The organism is Actinomadura luzonensis, from assembly GCF_022664455.2.
Taxonomy (GTDB): Bacteria; Actinomycetota; Actinomycetes; order Streptosporangiales; family Streptosporangiaceae; genus Nonomuraea; species Nonomuraea luzonensis.
The window spans coordinates 4627829-4646804 of record NZ_JAKRKC020000001.1; the positions used below are offsets into that span (position 1 = coordinate 4627829).

Annotated in this window: 16 protein-coding genes; 6 read left to right on the forward strand and 10 right to left on the reverse strand. The window is 76.3% G+C overall.

The features are described 5' to 3' along the window. Window positions 1-8: 8 nt before the first annotated feature. Window positions 9-1433 carry a MocR-like transcription factor YczR gene (yczR, locus tag MF672_RS22140; RefSeq protein WP_242377943.1) on the reverse strand — a complete coding sequence of 475 codons (1425 nt, stop codon included), beginning with the start codon at window positions 1431-1433 and terminating at the stop codon, window positions 9-11. 62 nt (window positions 1434-1495) lie between these two features. Between yczR and yczE the strand changes: the two genes are divergently transcribed. From yczE to MF672_RS22165, 5 genes are all read left to right on the forward strand, one after another. Then, on the forward strand, window positions 1496-2155 hold the full coding sequence (gene yczE, locus MF672_RS22145; protein ID WP_242377941.1) for a membrane protein YczE: 660 nt from the start codon (window positions 1496-1498) through the stop codon (window positions 2153-2155). 10 nt (window positions 2156-2165) lie between these two features. Further along, window positions 2166-3956 (forward strand): glycoside hydrolase family 15 protein, encoded by a 1791-nt coding sequence (locus tag MF672_RS22150; protein ID WP_242377938.1) that lies wholly within the window; start codon window positions 2166-2168, stop codon window positions 3954-3956. Then, window positions 3953-4336 (forward strand): VOC family protein, encoded by a 384-nt coding sequence (locus tag MF672_RS22155; protein WP_247815381.1) that lies wholly within the window; start codon window positions 3953-3955, stop codon window positions 4334-4336. The genes MF672_RS22150 and MF672_RS22155 overlap by 4 nt, the downstream gene beginning before the upstream one ends. 100 nt (window positions 4337-4436) lie before the next feature. Continuing rightward, window positions 4437-6137 carry a hypothetical protein gene (locus tag MF672_RS22160; protein ID WP_242377934.1) on the forward strand — a complete coding sequence of 567 codons (1701 nt, stop codon included), beginning with the start codon at window positions 4437-4439 and terminating at the stop codon, window positions 6135-6137. Beyond that, window positions 6134-6688: a hypothetical protein gene (locus MF672_RS22165; RefSeq protein WP_242377931.1), complete on the forward strand. Its 555-nt coding sequence runs from the start codon at window positions 6134-6136 to the stop codon at window positions 6686-6688. The genes MF672_RS22160 and MF672_RS22165 overlap by 4 nt, the downstream gene beginning before the upstream one ends. A gap of 3 nt (window positions 6689-6691) precedes the next feature. Here MF672_RS22165 and MF672_RS51455 read toward each other — a convergent pair whose 3' ends face one another. Genes MF672_RS51455 through MF672_RS22185 form a run of 4 tightly spaced genes read right to left on the reverse strand, consistent with a single transcriptional unit; the run spans window position 6692 to window position 10945 of the window. Beyond that, window positions 6692-7699 (reverse strand): lytic transglycosylase domain-containing protein, encoded by a 1008-nt coding sequence (locus MF672_RS51455; protein WP_302893247.1) that lies wholly within the window; start codon window positions 7697-7699, stop codon window positions 6692-6694. Window positions 7700-7758: 59 nt separating this feature from the next. Beyond that, the gene (locus MF672_RS22175; protein ID WP_242377929.1) at window positions 7759-8127 is read right to left on the reverse strand and encodes an STAS domain-containing protein; all 369 of its coding nucleotides are present in this window, start codon (window positions 8125-8127) and stop codon (window positions 7759-7761) included. Beyond that, the gene (locus MF672_RS22180; protein WP_242377927.1) at window positions 8124-9251 is read right to left on the reverse strand and encodes a cobalamin B12-binding domain-containing protein; all 1128 of its coding nucleotides are present in this window, start codon (window positions 9249-9251) and stop codon (window positions 8124-8126) included. Before MF672_RS22180 ends, MF672_RS22175 begins: the two co-directional genes overlap by 4 nt. Next, window positions 9248-10945, reverse strand: coding sequence for a PP2C family protein-serine/threonine phosphatase (locus MF672_RS22185; protein WP_242377926.1), 1698 nt, complete (start codon window positions 10943-10945; stop codon window positions 9248-9250). The genes MF672_RS22180 and MF672_RS22185 overlap by 4 nt, the downstream gene beginning before the upstream one ends. A 220-nt stretch (window positions 10946-11165) precedes the next feature. Here MF672_RS22185 and MF672_RS22190 point away from each other — a divergent pair, with 220 nt between their 5' ends. After that, window positions 11166-12716, forward strand: coding sequence for an SDR family oxidoreductase (locus MF672_RS22190; RefSeq protein ID WP_242377925.1), 1551 nt, complete (start codon window positions 11166-11168; stop codon window positions 12714-12716). A 14-nt stretch (window positions 12717-12730) separates the two neighbouring features. Here MF672_RS22190 and MF672_RS22195 read toward each other — a convergent pair whose 3' ends face one another. Genes MF672_RS22195 through MF672_RS22215 form a run of 5 tightly spaced genes read right to left on the reverse strand, consistent with a single transcriptional unit; the run spans window position 12731 to window position 18723 of the window. Then, complete coding sequence (locus tag MF672_RS22195; protein WP_242377924.1) at window positions 12731-14158, reverse strand: condensation domain-containing protein; 1428 nt, start codon at window positions 14156-14158, stop codon at window positions 12731-12733. Further along, on the reverse strand, window positions 14155-15429 hold the full coding sequence (locus MF672_RS22200; protein ID WP_242377923.1) for a 2-oxo acid dehydrogenase subunit E2: 1275 nt from the start codon (window positions 15427-15429) through the stop codon (window positions 14155-14157). The genes MF672_RS22195 and MF672_RS22200 overlap by 4 nt, the downstream gene beginning before the upstream one ends. Further along, entirely contained in the window at window positions 15426-16439 is a 1014-nt protein-coding gene (locus tag MF672_RS22205; RefSeq protein ID WP_242377922.1) for an alpha-ketoacid dehydrogenase subunit beta, read from the reverse strand. The genes MF672_RS22200 and MF672_RS22205 overlap by 4 nt, the downstream gene beginning before the upstream one ends. Then, window positions 16436-17404: a thiamine pyrophosphate-dependent dehydrogenase E1 component subunit alpha gene (locus MF672_RS22210; protein WP_242377921.1), complete on the reverse strand. Its 969-nt coding sequence runs from the start codon at window positions 17402-17404 to the stop codon at window positions 16436-16438. The genes MF672_RS22205 and MF672_RS22210 overlap by 4 nt, the downstream gene beginning before the upstream one ends. Continuing rightward, window positions 17401-18723 (reverse strand): glycosyltransferase family 4 protein, encoded by a 1323-nt coding sequence (locus tag MF672_RS22215; RefSeq protein ID WP_247815382.1) that lies wholly within the window; start codon window positions 18721-18723, stop codon window positions 17401-17403. The genes MF672_RS22210 and MF672_RS22215 overlap by 4 nt, the downstream gene beginning before the upstream one ends. Window positions 18724-18976: the final 253 nt, after the last annotated feature.

The following is an 18976-nucleotide window of genomic DNA, read 5'->3' on the forward strand; positions in this document are numbered from 1 at the left end:
GGCGCGGCTCACACCAGGGCGATGAGGGACTCGGGCACGTGCCCGCGCGGGCCGTTCGCGCGGGCGTCGCGCAGCCGGAGCACGGCCTCGGCCAGGGTCTGCGGCGGGAGCGTGAACGGCAGCCGCAGGTAGCCCTCCAGGGTGCCCTCCAGCCCGAACCAGGGGCCGGGCGCGAGCCGCACGCCGTGCCCGGCGGCCGCCTCGGCGAGCGGCGTGGCGGCGTCGCCGTTCAGCCGGACCCAGAGCGTGCCGCCGCCGCGCGGCACCGTGAACGTCCACTCGGGCAGGTGCTCGCGCAGCCCCGACACCAGCGCCGCGCGGCCGGCGCGCAGGCCGCGGCGGCGCTCGGCGCGGGTCTCCTCCAGCCGGTCGAACAGCCGCGCCACGACGAGCTGCTCCAGCACGGGGCTGGCGATGTCGACGGCCGAGCGGTGCACGGCCAGGCGGCGGGCCAGCGCGGCGGTGGCCCGGATCCAGCCGACGCGCAGCCCGCCCCACCACAGCTTGGACGCCGACCCGATGCTGATCACCCGGCTGTCGGTGTCGAAGGCCGCCATCGGGGCGGTCTCCGGCACGTCGTCCAGGGCCAGCTCCTGCCAGGTCTCGTCGATGAGCAGCAGCGTGCCGGCGCGCCGGGCGGCGGCGGCGACGGCGGCGCGGGTGGCGTCGTCCATGAGGGCGCCGGTCGGGTTCTGGAAGTCGGGCATGAGGTAGGCCAGGCGCACCCCGGACTGGAGCATCGCGCCGGCCAGCAGGTCGGGCTGCCAGCCCTCGTGGGTGAGGCCGGCCGGGACGATCCTGGCGCCCCGCCGCCGGGCCGCGTCCACGGCGTGCGGGTACGTCGGCGACTCCACCAGCACCGGGTCGCCCGGGCCGACGAGCAGGTCGAGCGCGAGCAGGATGGCGTGCTGGGAGCCGGTGGTGACGAGGACCTGCTCGGGGCGGGTGGCCAGGCCGCGGGCGGTGTAGCGGGCGGCGATGCGCTCGCGCAGCACCGGCAGGCCCATGGGGTCGTAGCCGTTGCCGAGCCCGAAGCGCGGCAGGTCGTCGACCGCCTCCAGCATCGCCTCGCGCAGCGCGGAGGGCGCGGCCGGGGCGGCGCAGTGGAGCTGGGTCAGGCCGTCGCCGTCGGTGCTGAGCCACGGGTTGTCGGCGGTGGTGGCCGGGCGGGGCAGCGCGGTCCAGCTTCCCGAGCCCTGGCGGCTCTCCAGGTAGCCGCGCTCGCGCAGCAGGTCGTAGGCGGCGGTGACGGTGGTGCGGCTGACCCGCAGCTCCTCGGCCAGGTGCCGCTCGGCGGGCAGGCGGACGCGTACCGGGATCTGGCCGTCGAGGATGCGCGCGCGCACGCCGTCGGCGAGCGCGCGGTAGTAGGGGCGGGCGCCGGGCTCGACGGCGGCGAGCCGGGCCACCTGGACCGCCGAGAGATGTCGCATAAGGCCACTTTCCGGGATTGGCCCTGTTTTGGCAAGCCGGAGCCTGCCAATCTGGGGCCACTATGAGCGACGCCACCCTTCCGCGCCTTCCGCGAGCACGATCCCTCCCCGCCCGTCTGGCCCGCCTGTACGGCGGCCTGGCCCTGTACGGCGCCGGCATCGGCCTCCAGGTCGAGTCCGGGCTCGGCAACGACCCGTGGGACGTGTTCCACCAGGGCCTCGCGCTCCGCGCGCAGGTGTCCATCGGCACGGTCATCATCGCCGTGGGCGCGCTGGTGATGCTGCTGTGGATCCCGCTGCGTCAGCGCCCCGGCCTCGGCACCATCAGCAACGTGGTGTTCCTCGGCCTGTTCGCCGACGCCGCCGTCGCCCTGCTGCCGACGCCGCGCCTGCTCGTGCTCCAGGCCCTGTACGTGGCGCTGGGCGTGACCGCGATCGCGCTGGCGACCGTCCTCTACATCGGCGCCGGCCTCGGCCCCGGGCCGCGCGACGGGATCATGACCGGGCTGGTGCGGCTCGGCCTGTCGGTGCGGCTCGGGCGCTTCCTCATCGAGGTGACCGTGCTGGCCGCGGGCTGGCTGCTCGGCGGCACGGTCGGCGTCGGGACGCTGGTGTTCGCGCTGGCCATCGGGCCGCTGACGCAGTTGTTCACCCGCTGGTTCCCGCTGCGGCGGGAGGAGCCCGCGGGCGGCGTGATCGCCGGATCCCGTCGCGGCGAGTAGCGTCGTAGGCATGCGCCTCGAGGATTACGCCCTGATCGGAGACATGCAGTCGGCCGCGCTCGTGGCCAGGGACGGCTCCATCGACTGGTTGTGCCTGCCCCGGTTCGACTCCCCCTCGTGCTTCACCTCGCTGCTCGGCAACGAGCGCAACGGCCACTGGTGGCTCGGCCCGGCCGGCCGCCGGCCCGCCGACCGCCGGCGCTACCGCCCGGACACGCTCATCCTGGAGAGCGAGTGGGACACCCCGACGGGCACCGTCCGCGTGGTCGACTTCATGCCGCCCCGCGACCGCAACCCCGACGTCGTGCGCATCGTCGAGGGCGTCTCCGGCAGCGTCGAGGTCTCCACGGTGCTGCGCGTGCGCTTCGACTACGGCCGCATCGTGCCGTGGGTGCGGCGCACCGACGGGCACCTGCAGGCCATCGGCGGTCCCGACTCGGTGTGGCTGCACGCGCCGGTGCCGCTCAAGGGCGGCGACTACGCCCACCGCGCCACCTTCACCGTCAACGCGGGCGACCGGCTGCCGTTCGTGTTCACCTGGCACCCCTCGCACGAGCCGATGCCGCCCCGCATCGAGTGCGACGACCAGCTCGCCGAGACCGAGTCCTTCTGGCGCGACTGGGTGGCGCGGTGCAGCTACCAGGGCCCGTACCGGGAGGCGGTGGTGCGCTCGCTCATCACGCTGAAGGCGCTGACGTACGCGCCGACCGGCGGCATCGTCGCCGCCCCCACCACCTCGCTGCCCGAGGACATCGGCGGCGTGCGCAACTGGGACTACCGCTTCTGCTGGCTGCGCGACGCCACGCTCACCCTCGACGCGCTCATCTCCAACGGCTACCTGGAGGAGGCCGCCGACTGGCGGTCGTGGCTGCTGCGGGCCATCGCCGGCCGCCCCCAGGACCTGCAGATCATGTACGGCGTCGCCGGCGAGCGCCGCCTGCCCGAGCTGCGCCTGGACTGGCTGGACGGCTACGAGGACTCCCGGCCGGTCCGCATCGGCAACGAGGCGGTCCGCCAGCTCCAGCTCGACGTGTACGGCGAGGTCATGAACTCCCTGTTCGTCTCGCGCACCCGCGGCCTGGCAGCCGACGACCGGGCCTGGACGATCCAGCGCCAGCTCCTCGACTACGTGGAGGAGCACTGGGACGAGCCCGACGAGGGCCTGTGGGAGGTGCGCGGGCCGCGCCGGCACTTCGTCCACTCCAAGGTGATGTGCTGGGCGGCGCTCGACCGGGCCGTCAAGTACGTCGAGCGGTTCGGCCGCACCGGCCCCGTGGACCGGTGGCGCACGCTGCGCGACACCGTGCACGCCGAGATCTGCGCCAAGGGCTACGACCCCCGGCGCAACACCTTCACCCAGTCCTACGGCTCCTCCGAGCTGGACGCCGCCCTGCTGATGATCCCCATGGTGGGGTTCCTGCCGCCCGACGACCCCCGCGTGGTCGGCACGGTCGCCGCGATCGAGAAGGAGCTGATGTCGGACGGCTTCGTGCTCCGCTACCCGCTCGCCGAGGACAACGACGTGGACGGCCTGCCCGGCGGCGAGGGCGCGTTCCTCGCGTGCAGCTTCTGGCTGGTCGAGGTGATGGCCATGCAGGGCCGCGCGGAGGAGGCGAAGGACCTGTTCGAGCGGCTGCTGGCGCTGCGCAACGACGTCGGGCTGCTGGCCGAGGAGTACGACCCCCGCTACGGCCGGCTGGTCGGCAACTTCCCGCAGGCCTTCAGCCACGTGCCGCTGGTCCACGCGGCCCGCGCGCTGTCGGCGGCTCATCCCGAGACCGCGCCGGGCACCCCGTCGTGACGCCGCCGGACGGGGCTCCGCGGCCGGTCGCCGCCTCCGTGACGGTCGCGACGTCGCGGCCGCGGGAGCTGGCCCGCTTCTACGCCCGGCTGCTGGGGCTGGCGGTCACCACCGAGGAGGACGGCTGGGCGCAGATCCGGCCGCCCGGCGGCGGGCTCACGCTGAGCTTCGAGTTCGACCGCCACCACGCCCGCCCGGTGTGGCCCAGCGAGCCGGGGCGGCAGACCGCCACCCAGCACCTCGACCTCCAGGTACGCGACCTGGACGCGGCGGTGCGCCGGGCGGTGGACTGCGGCGCGGTCCTCGCCGGCCACCAGCCGCAGGACGACGTCCGGGTGCTCCTCGACCCCGACGGCCATCCCTTCTGCCTCTTCCTCTGAAGGCGCCGATCGTCCGGCGTTCACAACCGGTTCATCCGGTTCCGCCACGCTCCGGCCGTAGCCGGAGCACCCTCAGCCCGGCGGGAACGGAGAACGGGCCATGGGCCACGGTCATCACCACGACCACGACCACCAGCACGACCACGCGGCGGGCGAGGAGCGGGACCTGTCGGTCCCCGACGAGGAGCTGCCGCCCGGCCAGCTCTCCCGGCGGCGGATGTTCCGCCGCGCGGGGCTGCTCGGCGCGGGGCTGACCGCCGCCGGCGTGCTGGCCACGACGGGCGAGGCCGCCGCCGACGGCGACCCGCGGCAGGACGCGGGACGCGGCCGCGAGCCCAAGGACGGCTACCTGTGGCTGGCCGGCGACCACCACATCCACACCCAGTACAGCAGCGACGCCGTCTACCGCGTGGTCGACCAGGTCAGGCACGGCAACGCCTACGGCCTCGGCTGGATGGTCATCACCGACCACGGCGGCGCGACGCACGCCAAGATCGGCGTCGACAAGGTCAACCCGGACATCGTGGCCGCCCGCGAGGCCGTCCAGGACACCCTCGTCTTCCAGGGGCTGGAGTGGAACATCCCGGCCGCCGAGCACGGCACGGTGTTCGTCGCCCCCGGCCGCGGCGAGGTGGCGACGCTGAAGGAGTTCGAGAGCTCCTTCGACGGATCGGTGCAGGGCGCGGGCGCGAGCACCCCGCAGAACGAGGCCCTCGCCATCGCCGGGCTGAACTTCCTGGCCGACGCCGTCAGCCGCCGCCGCGTCCCCGACGCGCTGTTCCTCGCCAACCACCCCTCGCGCAAGGGCATCGACTCGCCGCACGAGATCCGCGGCTGGCGCGACGCCCAGCCGCGCATCGCGATCGGCATGGAGGGCGCGCCCGGCCACCAGGCGGCCGGCATCCCCAAGCCGAACGGCCCCGGCGGCGGGCGCGGCTACTACGACGGCAACCCGGGCGCGGACTCCTTCCCCGGCTACCCGGCGGAGAGCTACAGGACGTTCGGCGGGTTCGACTGGATGACGGCGACCGTCGGCGGCCTCTGGGACAGCCTGCTGGCCGAGGGCAAGCCGTGGTGGATCACCGCCAACTCCGACTCGCACTGGGTGCACGGCGACACCAGCGACCGCGGCCCCGGCGGCGACTTCAACGCCAACGGCCGCCACGAGGACCCCGTCTACAAGGGCGTGCCGAACCTCGGCTCCGGCGACTTCTGGCCCGGCTTCTACAGCCGCACCCACGTCGGCGCCGAGTCGTTCTCCTACGCCGCCGTCATGGACGCGCTGCGCGGCGGCCGCGTCTGGGTGGACCACGGCGGGCTCATCGGCGGCCTGGTGGTGCGGGCCCGGCAGGCGGGCGCCGGCGGGCGCGGCGTCACGCTCGGCGGCACCCTCCAGGTCAGGAAGGGCGCGCGGGTCGAGCTGGCCGTCGAGGTCACGCTCGCCGGCCGGCCGAACTGGGCGCAGTTCGTGCCGTCGCTGGCCCGGGTGGACGTCATCCAGGGCGACGTCACCGGCCCGGCCGCCGACAAGGACGTCTTCACCACGCCGGCCACCAAGGTCGTGCAGTCGTACGAGGTGGGCAGGAGCACCGGGACGGTGACGTTCACCTACCAGCTCGGCGCGGTGGACCACCCGGTGTACGTGCGGCTGCGCGGCACCGACGGCAGGCGGAGCGCGCCGGGCCTGCTGGGCGCGGCCGTGGACCCGCACGGGCCGCGGATCGACGTGTACGGCGACGCCGACCCGTGGAACGACCTGTGGTTCTACAGCAACCCGATCTGGGTCCTGGCGCACACATGATCCTCGGCATCGACGCCGGGTCGCGCACCCTCGCGGAGGCCGAGCACCTGCTCCACACCGTGGCGCGGGCGCTCGGCCTGCCGCCGGACGCGATCGGCTGCACGCACTTCGTCCCGGCCGCCGGCGACCGGGAGCCGCACGTGGCCTGCTCGCTGGAGCTGCCGGACGACGCCGCGGACCCCGTACCGCCGGAGGGCGTGTCGTGGGCGCTCGGCGCGCGGCGCGGCGGGCCGCTCGCCGAGGGGACGGCGCTGGCGGCCCGTGAGCACGCGGCGCGCGACGGCGGGCGGGCCGTCACCTACCCCGGCCGGGAGCGGCTGACGGGGGTCCTCACCGTCGCGGACCTGCTCGCCGGGTCGGCCATCGAGCGCGTGACCGTGCTCGCCTCCCCCGGCCCGCCGGATCCCGGCACGGAGGTGGCGACCGCCGGGCACGTCCGGCCGGTGTGGCGGGACGGCGTGCTGACGCTGCCGGTCATGCCCGCCGTGGGCGGCCGGCTCGCCCCCGCCGAGGTGCCGCACCCCACGCCGTGCTGCGCCGACCACGGCTGAGCCCTACCGGGGGCCGGTCAGGCGGCGCTCCCCCCTCGTGGTGATCACGAAGACCTGCCAGTTGTAGTACGCGTAGTAGGCGCGCGGGTCGCGCTCGATCTGGCGGGCGTGCAGGAGGACGGCGTCCACGTACGCCTGGGACGGGTTGTAGGCGCGCAGGGCCCGCCGGTAGTCGCGGGGCGCGCCGGTGGCGCGGAGGTAGTTGGCCGCCGCCATGACCGCGTCCCGGGGGTCCTGGATGTCGCCGCCCATCCCGTACGCCCGCCACGTCGCCGGCATGAACTGCATCGGCCCCTGCGCCCCGGCGTGGCTGTCGGAGCGCACCCGGCCGAACTTCGTCTCGGCGAACATCACCGCCGCCAGCACCTCCCACTTCACCCCGAAGCGGCGCTCGGCCCGCTTGAAGTGGCCGAGCAGCTCGGCGGCCGGGCGGGCCGGCTGCACCTTGAACACGGCGGACGGCTTGATCGGGCGGGCCAGGGCCAGCAGCTCGCGGATGGCGGCGACGTTGTCCCTGGCCTGGGCGGCGAGGGCGGCCGGCAGGCGGGCGAAGGCGCGGTCGGCGAGGTCGCGGTGGCGGGCGGCGTGGCGGTAGAGGCGCTGCTGGTAGAGGGCCAGCAGCTCGACGTCCTGCGGCGGGGCGCTGCTGGCGTCGGGGCGCCAGCGGTCGATGGCGGCGTTCAGCGCGGTGGTGGTCTCGCGGAGCGCGCTCGCCAGGGCGGCGGGGGCGGTGGGGAGCGGCGCGCCCGGGGCGGGGAGCGCCCGGCCGGAGGCGGCGCCGGAGCTGGAGGCCGGGCCGGGCGTGGCGGCAGGGGTCGCGGTGGGCGGGGCGGCAGGGGTCGTCGCGGTCCTGGCGGGGGCGGAGGCGCGGGGCGTGTCCGAGGTCGTCCCGGTGGTGCCCGGGCCGCCGCCGCAGCCCGCCGTCCCGGCGACGACCGCGCCGGCGAGCGCGAGGCGGGCCAGCGTGCGGGCGGGCCAGCGGTCAGGGCGGGGGCGTCGGAGATCGTCCATGGTCGGTCAACCTACCCAAGATCACCGCCGTACCGCGCCCGCCCGCCGGTCCCTGAGGGTCAGTCCTGCGTGGAGGAGTGGCGCGAGGCGGCGGCGGGGGCGCCGGTCAGGTGCTCGTACGTGCCGCTGACGTGCAGCATCCGCTCCAGCACCGGCGGGCGCCGCTCCAGGTGCAGCCGCGTCCCGGCCGCCGTGGCGTGCCGGTGGATCATCAGCAGGGCCGCCAGCCCGCTGGAGTCGCAGATGCGCAGGCCGCCGCAGTCGAGGTGCAGGTCGGTCAGCCGGCCGCCGTCGAGCGCCGCGACGGCGGTGGTCAGGAGGTCTTCGGCGGTGGTGAAGTCCAGGTCGCCGTCGACGGCGACGCGCAGCGCCCCCGGGTGGAGCGTGGCCAGGGCGAGGGTGAGCGGATCGGGGACGAAGGCGGTCATGCGGTCTTTCCGTGGCCAGGGAGAGGGTGGTCATCATCGGCGGCGGAGGAGGAAGGGGGGTCCGGGGAGGACGCGGCGCGCACGGCCTCGCGCCCGTACGCGATCATGCCGGAGGCGCGCGGGAAGTCCTCCAGCCGCCCGCCCAGCAGGTCGAGGGCCGGCAGCAGCGTCGCGGCCGGGACGCCGCGCGCGGTCAGGACGCCGGCCGTCCAGGTGAGGAAGCGGCCGAACAGCCCGGCGTCGTCCACGTAGAGCGCGGCGGCCAGGAAGTCGACGATGTGCGCGAGGTCCTCGGCGGTGTGCCGGCGCTGCTGCGGGGTGTAGGCCGCCATGGCGGGGATGCGTTCCTGGAGGTCGCCGAGGACGTCCCTGACCAGCCGCCGGGCCGACCGGCTGACCATGGTGTACTCCTGGTCGTCCAGGTGCGGCAGGTCGTCCACGGCCTGGCGGGGCGCGGCCGGGCGGGGCAGCGGGCCGGCGGCGAGCCGGTCGGCGGCGGCGCGGCCGTCCGGCGCCCAGGCGTCGGCGCCGAGCAGACGGGCGTAGCGGCCCTCCGGCCCGAACGCGGCGCCGCCCGCCATCACCGGCGTGCCGGTCGCCTGGCAGGCGGTGATGGCGGCGTGCGCGGCGGGCAGCCGGGTCGCGATCGAGCTGGACAGCGCCACCACGTCGCAGGCGGTGCGGTGCAGGTGCGAGATGAGGTGCGGCGTCGGCACCTGCGCGCCGAGGTAGTCGACCCGCCAGCCGCGCAGCCGCAGCACCTCGGCGAGGATCCGGGCCGGCATGGAGTGCCATTCGCCGTCGATGCAGGCGACCGCGAGACGTCCGGTGGCCGGGCCGCTCGCGGCGGCGGCGCGGGCGGCCGGGTGGTGGGCGAGCGCGGCCAGCACCCGCTCGTTGACGGCGGTCGCGGTGTGCTCCTGCGCGACCGAGATCCGGTTGGTCTCCCACTCGCTGCCGACCCGGGCCTGCACGGGGGCGACGATCTCCAGCAGCAGCGTCTCCAGCGGGATGTCGTGGTCGAGCGCGGCGAGCGCGGCGTCGGCCGCGGCGTACTCGTCGCCGGCCACGGCGGCGTTCCAGAGCTTTTCGCGCCAGGCGGAGAACCCGTCTGCGTGCGTCATGCGGTGAACCTTCCCCGTCCGAGACCTCCCACCGCGCTCAGGTGCGCGCCGCGCGGCGCGGTGATGGCGATGACGGCCATGTCGTCGTGATCGCCGCCTCCTACCCACTGGGAGGCCAACATCTCCACCCGTTCGGCGATGGCCTCGGGCGGCATGCCGCCGCACTGCCGGAGGTCCTCCAGCAGCCGCTCCTCGCCGAACATCTCGTCGCCGAGCGGGCCGCCCATGGCCTCGGTGATGCCGTCGGTGAACAGCAGGCAGGTCTCGCCGGGTTCGAGGGTCACCGTGTCGGTGACGCTCGTGACGCGTTCGAGCATGCCGATGAGGGTGCCCCTGGTGCTGGCGGCCTCGACCCGCCCGTCGCCGCGCACGATGAGCGGCGGCGCGTGGCCGGCGCTGGTGAGCCGCAGCCGCACGCGGCCGCCGGCACGCCGGATCGAGGCCAGGACGAGCGTGACGAAGCGGGTGCGTTCGCCGCTCTTGAGCAGCACGCCGTTGAGCAGCTCCAGCACGCGCTGGTGGTCGTCGGCCAGCGGCAGCAGCGCCTGCAGGGTGTGCCGGATCTTGCCGGTCAGCACGGCCGCCTCCAGGCCCTTGCCGGCCACGTCGCCGAGCACCACCAGCGACTCCTGGCCGGGCTCGGCGGACGGGTGGAGGTCGTAGAAGTCGCCGCCGACGCGGGCGGTGTGCTCGGAGGGGCGGTAGCGGGCGGCGAGCTCGACGCCCTCCAGGCTCCGTACGCGGGGCGGCAGGAGCTCGCGCATCAGGGTCTCGGTGATGCCGGCCTGCTCGGCGTACAGGCGGGCCGCGGACATGGCGGCGCCCGCGCGGGCCGCGAACAGCCGCGCGATCACCTCCTCGCCGTCGGAGAAGCAGGACTGGCCGCCGCCGCGCAGCAGCACCAGCGCCCCGGCGGGGACGCCGTGCCCGGGCAGGGCGCTCACCACCATCGAGCCGACCGCGCCCAGCCCGTCGCGGGCCAGCCAGCCGGGGGCGGCGGCGGGGTCGATCCAGCGGGAGGGCAGGGGCGGGTAGCCCTGCAGCGCCTCGGCGAGGCCCGGCACGGTCTCGGGGTCGACGGCCAGCTCCTCGCGGACGACGACGCCGTCCGGGCCGCAGTAGGCGATCGGGTGCCTGCGCCGGTGCGGCGGCAGGATGACCAGGGCGGCGTCGGCCAGGTGGCGGGCGGCCAGCCGGGCGGTGACCTCCATGCAGCGGTCGAGGTTGAGCGAGGACAGCAGCTCGCTGGAGGCGGTGTCGAGGAACGCGGTCCGCTCGCGTTCGACGCGCAGGGCGCGGGTGGCGCGTTCGAGGTCGGTGACGTCGGAGAGCCACCAGGCGACGAGGTCGCCGTCGCGCGCCGGGCGGGCCTCGAACGTGGCCTCGCCGACGGGCCCGCGCACGACGCCGTCCGGTCGCGTGCCGTTGGCCGGAGGTGTGCCGCCGGCCGGTCGCGTGCCGTTGGCCGGGTGGGCGGCGCCGGCGGTCAGGGCTTGATCGTGGGCTTGGGACAGCCAGGCGGGAGCGGCGTCCGCCAGCGACGCGCCCGGCGCCGCCGCAGGCAGCAGGCGCAGCGCCACGTCGTTGGCCTGGGCGATGACACCTGCGGCGTCCACCACCAGAACCGGGTGAGGGGCGCCGCGCCACACGGCCCCGGTCTTGTCCTGCCCCAGGCTGCTCGTCAGACCTGTCACAACAGCGAGCCCGCCGCGGCGGGCTCTGCCTCCCTAAAGTCAATCGACGCATTACACGATCTCCTCCTCACTGTAGCCGAGGCTCGCCGCAGCGGAAGTCGCCGCGTTGATCGGGGGGCCTGGAGCTGCGGCGCGACGGGCGGCGCGCATGGACGCGGGGACCTGCGGGAACGGTGGCGGGCACGGGATCCGCGGCACGCGGGGGACGAGGGGGACGGCGATGGCACGCTGCCTGGTCACGGGGGCGACCGGCTACATCGGGGGACGGCTGGTTCCCGAGCTGCTGGCCGCCGGTCACGAGGTGCGGTGCATGGCGCGGTCGGCGTCCCGGCTGCGGGGCCTACCGTGGGCGGGACGGACGGAGGTCGCCGAGGCCGACGCCACCGACCCCGCCGCGACCCGCCGCGCCCTGGAGGGCGTCGAGGTCGCCTACTACCTGATCCACACGATGGCGGCGACCCGCGAGTTCGCCGAGCGTGACCGGCTGGCGGCCCGCACGTTCGCCGCGGCGGCGGCCGAGGCGGGGGTGCGGCGGATCGTCTACCTGGGCGGGCTCACGGCAGGTGAGGAGCTGCCGGCGGGTGAGGAGCTGCCGGCGGGTGAGGAGCTGCCGGCGGGTGGGGCGCTGTCGGCGGGTGGGGAGCTGTCGCCGCACATGCGCTCGCGGCGCGAGGTGGGCGAGATCTTCCTGCGCGCGCCGGTGCCCGCCGTGGTGCTGCGGGCCGCGGTGATCATCGGGTCGGGCTCGGCCTCGTTCGAGATGTTGCGCCACCTCACCGAGCGGCTGCCGGTCATGACGACGCCGCGCTGGGTCCGTACCCGTACGCAGCCCGTCGCCGTGCGGGACGTGCTGCGCTACCTCACGGCGTGGGCGTCCGTCCCCGGCGAGGTGAACCGGGCCTTCGACATCGGCGGCCCGGACGTGCTGACCTACGCCGACATGATGCGCGGGTACGCGGCCGTGGCCGGGCTCCCCCGCCGGGTGATCATCCCGGTGCCGCCGCTGACGCCCAAGCTGTCGAGCTACTGGGTGGGGCTGGTGACGCCGGTCCCGGCGGGCATCGCCCGTCCGCTGGTGGAGTCGCTGCGCAACGAGGCGGTCTGCCGGGAGCACGACATCGCCCGGTACGTGCCGGACCCGGAGGGCGGGCTCATCGGGTTCCGGCGGGCGGTGGCGCTGGCCCTGATGAAGATCAAGGAGGCGGACGTGGCGACGCGCTGGTCGTCGGCGTCCACGCCGGGCGCCCCCAGCGACCCGCTGCCGACCGACCCTGGCTGGGCGGGCGGCAGCCTCTACATCGACCGCCGCGTCGCCGAGGTCGCCGACCCGGACGCGCTGTGGCGGGTGATCGAGTCGATCGGCGGCGACAACGGCTGGTACTCGCTGCCGGTCGCCTGGCACCTGCGCGGCCTGCTCGACCGCCTGGTGGGCGGCGTCGGCCTGCGGCGCGGCCGGCGCGACCCGGCCCGGCTGCGGGTCGGCGACTCCGTGGACTTCTGGCGGGTGGAGGAGCTGGAGCCGGGCCGGCTGCTGCGCCTGCGCGCCGAGATGCGGCTGCCCGGCCTGGCCTGGCTGGAGCTGGGCGTGGCGCGGAGGGGCGGGCGGGCGTACTACACGCAGCGCGCGATCTTCCACCCGAAGGGCCTGCTCGGGCACCTCTACTGGTGGGGCATCTCCCCGTTCCACGGGCTGATCTTCGGCCGCATGCCGGTCAACGTCGCCGCCGCCGCGAGGATCCGCGCCCGGCGGCCCGCGGAGGGCGCGCGTTAGCGCCCGGCCGGGGCTCAGAGAGACGGGTCCGCGACGACGGCGGCGAGGCGGGCGGCGAGCGCGCCCAGCTCGGCGGGGGCGAAACGGGCCAGGCGGCCGGTCAGCGCCAGCTCGTACCGCGTGCCGCGCGGCGTCGCGGTCAGGCCCAGGTCGAAGCCGCCGTCGTCCACCTCGTGCTCCCAGACGCGGACGTCGAGGCCGGGCCAGCCGCGCGGCGGGGCCGGGTCCTCGCGGTGCACGAAGGCCGCCTGGAACGACGGGTGCACGCCGGGCAGCCGGTGCCCGCCGAGCCCGGAGACCAGCGCGTCGAACGGGATCTCGTTGGCCAGCGCCCCCGCCACGGTCTCGCGTACGCGGGCGAGCAGGGCGGGGAAGCCGGTCAGGCCGCCGAGGTCCACGCGGAGCGGCACCAGGTTGATGAAGCAGCCGACGACCGGCTCCAGCTCGCGGCGGGCGCGGCCCGAGGTGACCGTCCCCACCACCAGGTCGGACCGGCCGGTGAGGCGGCGCAGCAGCACCAGATAGGCGGCCAGCAGCGCGGCGAACGCGGTCACCGGAGCGCCCCCGCCGCCCCCGGCCGGGGCGGCGCGCAGCCGGTCGACCAGGTCCCGCTCGACGCGCACGCTCGCCGTCGCGGCGGCCCGCCCTCCTGTCGCGCCGATCGCGGCGGTGGCGGGGAGGCGCGGGAACAGCGGTTCGAGGCCGGCCAGGCGGTCCCGCCAGTACGGCAGCCGCCCCGGCAGGCGCTCGGCCGCCCGGCGCACCGACCAGGCGGCGTAGTCCGCGTACTGCGGGACGACGGGCGGCAGGTCGGCGCCCCCGTACAGGGCGGCCAGGTCATCCGCGACCAGCGCCACGCCCGCCCCGTCGCAGGCGATGTGGTGACACACCAGGAACAGGCGGTGCTCCAGCGGCCCGAGCCGGTAGACGGTGAGCCGCAGCAGGGGCCCCCGCGCCAGGTCGAACCGCTCCCCCGCCGCGGTCAGGGCGAGGGCCAGCGCCTCGGGCTCGCGGGCGGGCTCCGGCAGGCAGGTCAGGTCCACCAGCTCAAGCGGCACCGGCTGCGCCGGGCGGACCACCTGGTGCGGCAGCCCGTCGGGGGCGGCGTAGCGGGTGCGCAGCGCCTCGTGCCTGGACACCAGCGCGCTCAGCGCCGCCGCGAGCCGCGGCAGGTCCAGCTCGCCGGTGACGGCCAGGCCCAGGGTGACGTTCGGCGGGGCGGCCTCCGGGGTGACCTGGCCGGCCAGCCAGACGCGGCGCTGCTCGTGGGAGCACTCCATCGGCTCGCCGGCGCGCGGCAGGACGGGGACGGCCGCGGCGGCGGCCTTGCGGGCCAGCAGCCGGGTCATGAGCTCCCGCCGATCAGCGGACAGAGCGGCGGACGGGGCGGCGGACGGGGCGGCGGACGGGGCGGCGGGCCGGTCGGCGGGCTGCCGCGTCATGCCGGGTCCTCGGCGAGGGCGGCGGGGGCTTCGAGCGCGGCGCGGAGGGCGTCCAGGAAGACGATGGCGTCGTGGCCGTTGACGTAGCGGTGGTCGTAGGCCAGGCCGAGGTGGACGGTGTGGCGCACGGCGAACCCGGCGGAGCCGTCCCCGCCGCCCGGCGCCGGGACGATCTCGCGTTGCGGAGCCGCCAGCGACAGGGCGCAGATCTGGCCGGGGAAGACGATGGGGATGGCCAGCGTGACCGTGCTCTCGTTGTGCAGGGTGAGCGTGATGTTGCCGCCGCTCAGGTCCTCCTCGTGCAGGCCGCCGCGGAGCGCCGCCACCCGGTACGCCATCAGCGTCCGGGAGATCTCGCGCAGCGAGCGGCCGGTGGCGTCGCGCACCACCGGCACGAACAGGCCCTTGCCGACGTCCATCGTCACGCCCACGTGCGCGGCGGCGGCGCGCCGCACCCGGCCGGGGCCGACCGGCGTGGCGAACAGCAGCTCGAACCGGCCCGCCAGGCCCGCCACCGCCTTCACCAGCAGCTCCGGCAGGCCGATCAGGGTGCGCAGGGCGGGGGTGAGCTCGCGGCCGAGCCGCAGCGCGTCCTCGACGTCGACCTTGACGACCGTGCAGGCGGCCGGGACCTCGCGGTGGGCGCGCGCCACGACCTCGGCCACCCGCCGCTGCGACACCGGCAGGACGATGTCGTCAGCCGTTCTCCCGCTGCCGGGACCGGTCTCCTCCCGGGCCGCGCCCCGCCGTGACACGTCCGCTACGGACGGGGCCCCCACGGGTGCGGTGCTCGCGGTGTCGAGGGCGGAGCGGGTAGGGGCGGGGTGGGTGGGGGCGGGGTGAGTGAGGGCGGCGACGTCCTCGCGGCGGATGAGCTTCTTGCCGAGGGAGCGGAGGGCGTCCTCGCCGATGCCGAGCTCGTCCATGAGGCGGCGGGCCGGGGCGGTGACGACCAGCTCGGGACCGGCGGCCGGGGCGGCGTCAGGGGCGGCGTCAGGGGCGGCGTCAGGGGCGGCGTCTGGGGCGGGCCGGACGGGGGCGGGGCCGGCGAGGCTGGCGATGGCCTCGCCGGGCGCGCACTCGGCGCCCTCCGCCACCAGGTGCCGCAGCACGCCCTCGCGTTCGGCGGCCAGCTCCTCCACGGTCTTGGAGGTCTCGACGAGGGCCAGCACGTCGCCGGGCCGCACCGTCGCGCCGTCCGCGGCGACCCACTCCAGCAGCAGGTACCGGGCGTCGTTGCTGTTGATCTTGGGGACGACGACCGCGGTCATGCCAGCGCCTCCAGGACGGCCAGGCGGATGGTGTGGGCGTGCACGAGCACCTCGCGTTCCAGGTGTGGGGCGGCCGGGATGATGCTGTCGGCGGCGCTGACGAGCGTGATGGGCCGCGCCAGCCGCCCCCACAGGACGGGGTACAGCCGGGTGGCCACCTCCGCGCCCCAGGTGCCGCCGGCCGGGCCGTCCTCGGCGACGCAGACGTGCCGCCCGCGCGGCAGCAGCCCGCCGAGGTCGAACGGGTACAGCCGGGCGGGCACCAGCAGCTCGCACAGCACGTCGTGCTCCAGCAGCAGCTCCCGCATGGCCTCCAGGGCGCGGTGCGCCATCCCGCCGGGCGCGATGATCGTGCAGTCGTAGCCGGTGACGCCCTCGACGCCGACGCGGACGACGCCGTCCGGCCGGTCCGGGGGCTCGTACCTGAACAGCTCGTCCACGACGCCGTCGCGGAACATGCGGCGGGTGTAGAGCACCTTGTCCTCGAACAGCAGGGCCGGCCGGCCGGCGGCGAACCCGTCCTCCAGCAGGGCGCGCGCGTCGTGGAACGGGGTCAGCTCCAGCACCGACAGCCCGGGGACGCCGAGGAAGTGCTTCTGCGGGCTCTGGCTGTGCGTGGGCCCGTAGCCGCGCCGGCCGCCCGACGGGCAGCGCACGATCAGCGGCATCGGCACCGGGCGGCCGTACATGGCGGTGGACTTGCTGGCGAAGTTGAGGAGCTGGTCGAAGGCGAGCGCCGCGAAGTCGGCGAACATGATCTCGACGATGGCCTTGTCGCCGCCGAGCGCCAGCCCGGCGCCCGCGCCGACGATGGCGCTCTCGCTGATCGGCGTGGAGCGCACCCGCTCCCCGAACCGCGAGGACAGCCCCTTAGTGATCTTGAAGGCGCCTCCGTACGGGTCGGCGATGTCCTCGCCCAGCACGTGGACGGCGGGGTCGGCGGCCAGGACGTCGTGCAGCGCGCGGTTCAGGTGCTCCGACACCCGCTCCGCGCGGACGGGCTCCCTCATCGCACCGTCCAGAGGGCCGGCGGGCGGGAGGAGACCTCGGCGACCAGGTCGTCCACGTACCCCCGCCAGGTGGCGTCGGCCGCGGCGAAGGCGCGCGGGAAGGCGGCGGCGTACCGTTCGTACCAGTCGCCGGCCCGCGCGCGCCGCAGCTCGTCGGCGGTGCGGGTGTCGTCGCCCTTGCTGTGCGGCCCGAGCCGCCGCGTCACGAACTCCACCACCAGCGGGGACGCTTCCTTCCTGACGGCGGCGACCGGCCCGGCCAGTTCGGCGCGGACGGCGGCCAGGTCGATCGACTCGACGCGCCGGTACGGGAGGCCGAAGGCGGCCACGCGGCCCGCGATGGTCCCGGCCATGCCGCGCTCGGTGGGGGTGGACTGAGCGATGCCGTTGTTCTCGACGACGACCAGCAGCGGCGCGTTCCACAGCGCGGCCAGGTTGAGCGCCTCGTAGACCGAGCCCTCGCCCCACGTGCCGTCCCCGAGGTAGGCGCAGGCCAGCGCGCCGTGCCCGGCCCTGCGCAGCCGCAGCGCCATGCCGACCGCGACCGGCAGGCTCTCGCCCTGCACGCCGGTGGACATGAACGTGCGGTGGTAGACGTGCTGGCTGCCGCCCACGCCGTCGCAGAGCGCGCCCCGGCGGCCCATGATCTCGGCGAGCAGCGCCGGGGCCTCCTCGGGGTAGCGGGCGAGGAAGTGGCCGTGGCCGCGGTGGTGGCTGAAGGTGAAGTCGTCCTCGCGCAGCAGGGGGTTCAGCGCGACGGGGACGTGCTCCTGGCCGAGGCAGGTGTGCGTGGTGCCGCTGAGCAGGCCCTCGCCGAACAGCCGGAGGAGGGCGTTCTCGAAGTGCCTGATGAGCAGGAGCCGGTCGAGGTCGGCGGCGTCGAGCGGGCCCAGGGCGGGCGGCCCGGCCGGTCCGGCGACCGGTTCCAGCGGCGGCCGGGCGGGGGACACGGGGGTACGGGTCATGGGGCCGCTTCCCGGCCGGCGGCGCGGGCGGCGGCCAGCCTGGCCAGCGCGGCGCGGCGGTGGGGCGGCAGCGGCGCCCGCGGTTCCGGCCGCGACTGCGCCGGTGTCTGCGCCGACGACTGCGCCGGTGTCTGGGGCGGCGCCGGGGTGAGCGCGGTGAGGTACGTCTCCAGCGCGTCCCGGTCCAGGCCGCGGACGAAGGCGCCGGCGGCCGCGGCGGAGCGGGCGGCGAGGGCGGCGTGGTGCGCGGGGTCGTCCAGGAGCCGGCGCAGGGCCGCCAGCCACGGGCCGAGGTCCTGCCGCGGGACGACGGGCACCGGGCGGGCGTGGCCGGAGGCGGCCTCGTACCGCTCGATGGGGGTGACCGGCAGCAGGTACGGCACGCCGCGCTTGGCCTCGGCCAGGCCGCCGACGCCGGCGGCGAGCACGGGGACGCCGCGCAGCATGGCCTCGACGCAGGTGTAGCCGAAGGTCTCGTCCCAGAGGGAGGGCATGAGCAGGGCGCGGCTGCCGGCGAGGACGGGGCCGAGGTCGTCGGCGGGGGGCGTGAGGCGGATGTTGGGGCGGCTGGCCAGGGCCGCGCGTTCGCCGGGGGTGGTGCCCCAGGTGGGCACGGCCTGGAAGGCGACGCCGGGGCAGGCGTCGGCGAGGCCGAGCAGGATCGGCAGACCCTTGTAGCCGCACGGGTTGATCATGGTGACGTACGGGGCGGCGGCGGTCGCGGCGGGGGACGGCGGCGCGGGCGGGTCGTCATATATATGCGGATAAATCACCGTGGAACGGAGTCCGGCGTGCCGGCGGCAGTAGTCCTGCGCCGCGCGGCTGACGGCCACCACCCCGGCGGCGCGCCGCACCATCCGGGTGCCGGCCGCGCTCGGGTAGAACGCGCCCGGCCCGAACGGGAGCTGCTGCAGGGTGTGGACCAGGTAGACGACCCGGCGGGGCGTCGCGCGCAGCGCCGCGCCCAGGACGACCAGGCCGGGGTCGTCGGAGGGCACCAGCGTCCAGTCGGGGGCCAGGCGGGCGGCCACCTCGGCGACGCGGCGCGGCAGGGCGGCCGGGTCGGTCACGGCGTGGACCAGGACGCCCCGGTAGGTGTAGGCGTGCACGTCCGGGTCGCCGGACGGGACGGGGACCGCGCCCCGGCGGGCGAGCTCGTCGCGGGCGGAGGCCCCGGTGCCCAGGGCGCCGGAGAGGGGGGCGACGACGTGGACCTCGTGGCCGCGGGCGGCCAGGTGCTCCATGAGGAGGCGGTTGGACTTGTTGGCGCCGCCGTGGGAGGGCAAATGGATGAGGTTCTGGGCGAGCAGGATCCTCACGGCGTCGCCTCCCGCTCGGCCAGCCGCCTGCGGAGGCGGGCGGCGACCAGCCTGCGCTGCTCGGCGGGCAGCCCGGCCAGCCGCCTGCCCAGGTCGCCGTGCCCCTCGGACCGGCCGGGCCGTGGCCCGGCGCCGCCGGGCCGGTCGGCGCCGTGGGCGTGGCCCTGCTCCCGGCCCTGCTCCCGGCCCTGCTCCCGGCCCTGCTCCCGGACGGGGTCGGCGGCGCGGGCGCGGGCGGTGGCGGCGGGGGCGG

What these genes read in the sequence shown, in the direction of transcription:
- yczR (WP_242377943.1), bottom strand. Translation starts at nt 1,433, where the DNA reads ATGCGACATCTCTCGGCGGTCCAGGTGGCCCGGCTCGCCGCCGTCGAG.
- yczE (WP_242377941.1), top strand. Translation starts at nt 1,496, where the DNA reads ATGAGCGACGCCACCCTTCCGCGCCTTCCGCGAGCACGATCCCTCCCC.
- MF672_RS22150 (WP_242377938.1), top strand. Translation starts at nt 2,166, where the DNA reads ATGCGCCTCGAGGATTACGCCCTGATCGGAGACATGCAGTCGGCCGCG.
- MF672_RS22160 (WP_242377934.1), top strand. Translation starts at nt 4,437, where the DNA reads ATGGGCCACGGTCATCACCACGACCACGACCACCAGCACGACCACGCG.
- MF672_RS22165 (WP_242377931.1), top strand. Translation starts at nt 6,134, where the DNA reads ATGATCCTCGGCATCGACGCCGGGTCGCGCACCCTCGCGGAGGCCGAG.
- MF672_RS51455 (WP_302893247.1), bottom strand. Translation starts at nt 7,699, where the DNA reads ATGGACGATCTCCGACGCCCCCGCCCTGACCGCTGGCCCGCCCGCACG.
- MF672_RS22175 (WP_242377929.1), bottom strand. Translation starts at nt 8,127, where the DNA reads ATGACCGCCTTCGTCCCCGATCCGCTCACCCTCGCCCTGGCCACGCTC.
- MF672_RS22180 (WP_242377927.1), bottom strand. Translation starts at nt 9,251, where the DNA reads ATGACGCACGCAGACGGGTTCTCCGCCTGGCGCGAAAAGCTCTGGAAC.
- MF672_RS22190 (WP_242377925.1), top strand. Translation starts at nt 11,166, where the DNA reads ATGGCACGCTGCCTGGTCACGGGGGCGACCGGCTACATCGGGGGACGG.
- MF672_RS22195 (WP_242377924.1), bottom strand. Translation starts at nt 14,158, where the DNA reads ATGACGCGGCAGCCCGCCGACCGGCCCGCCGCCCCGTCCGCCGCCCCG.
- MF672_RS22200 (WP_242377923.1), bottom strand. Translation starts at nt 15,429, where the DNA reads ATGACCGCGGTCGTCGTCCCCAAGATCAACAGCAACGACGCCCGGTAC.
- MF672_RS22205 (WP_242377922.1), bottom strand. Translation starts at nt 16,439, where the DNA reads ATGAGGGAGCCCGTCCGCGCGGAGCGGGTGTCGGAGCACCTGAACCGC.
- MF672_RS22210 (WP_242377921.1), bottom strand. Translation starts at nt 17,404, where the DNA reads ATGACCCGTACCCCCGTGTCCCCCGCCCGGCCGCCGCTGGAACCGGTC.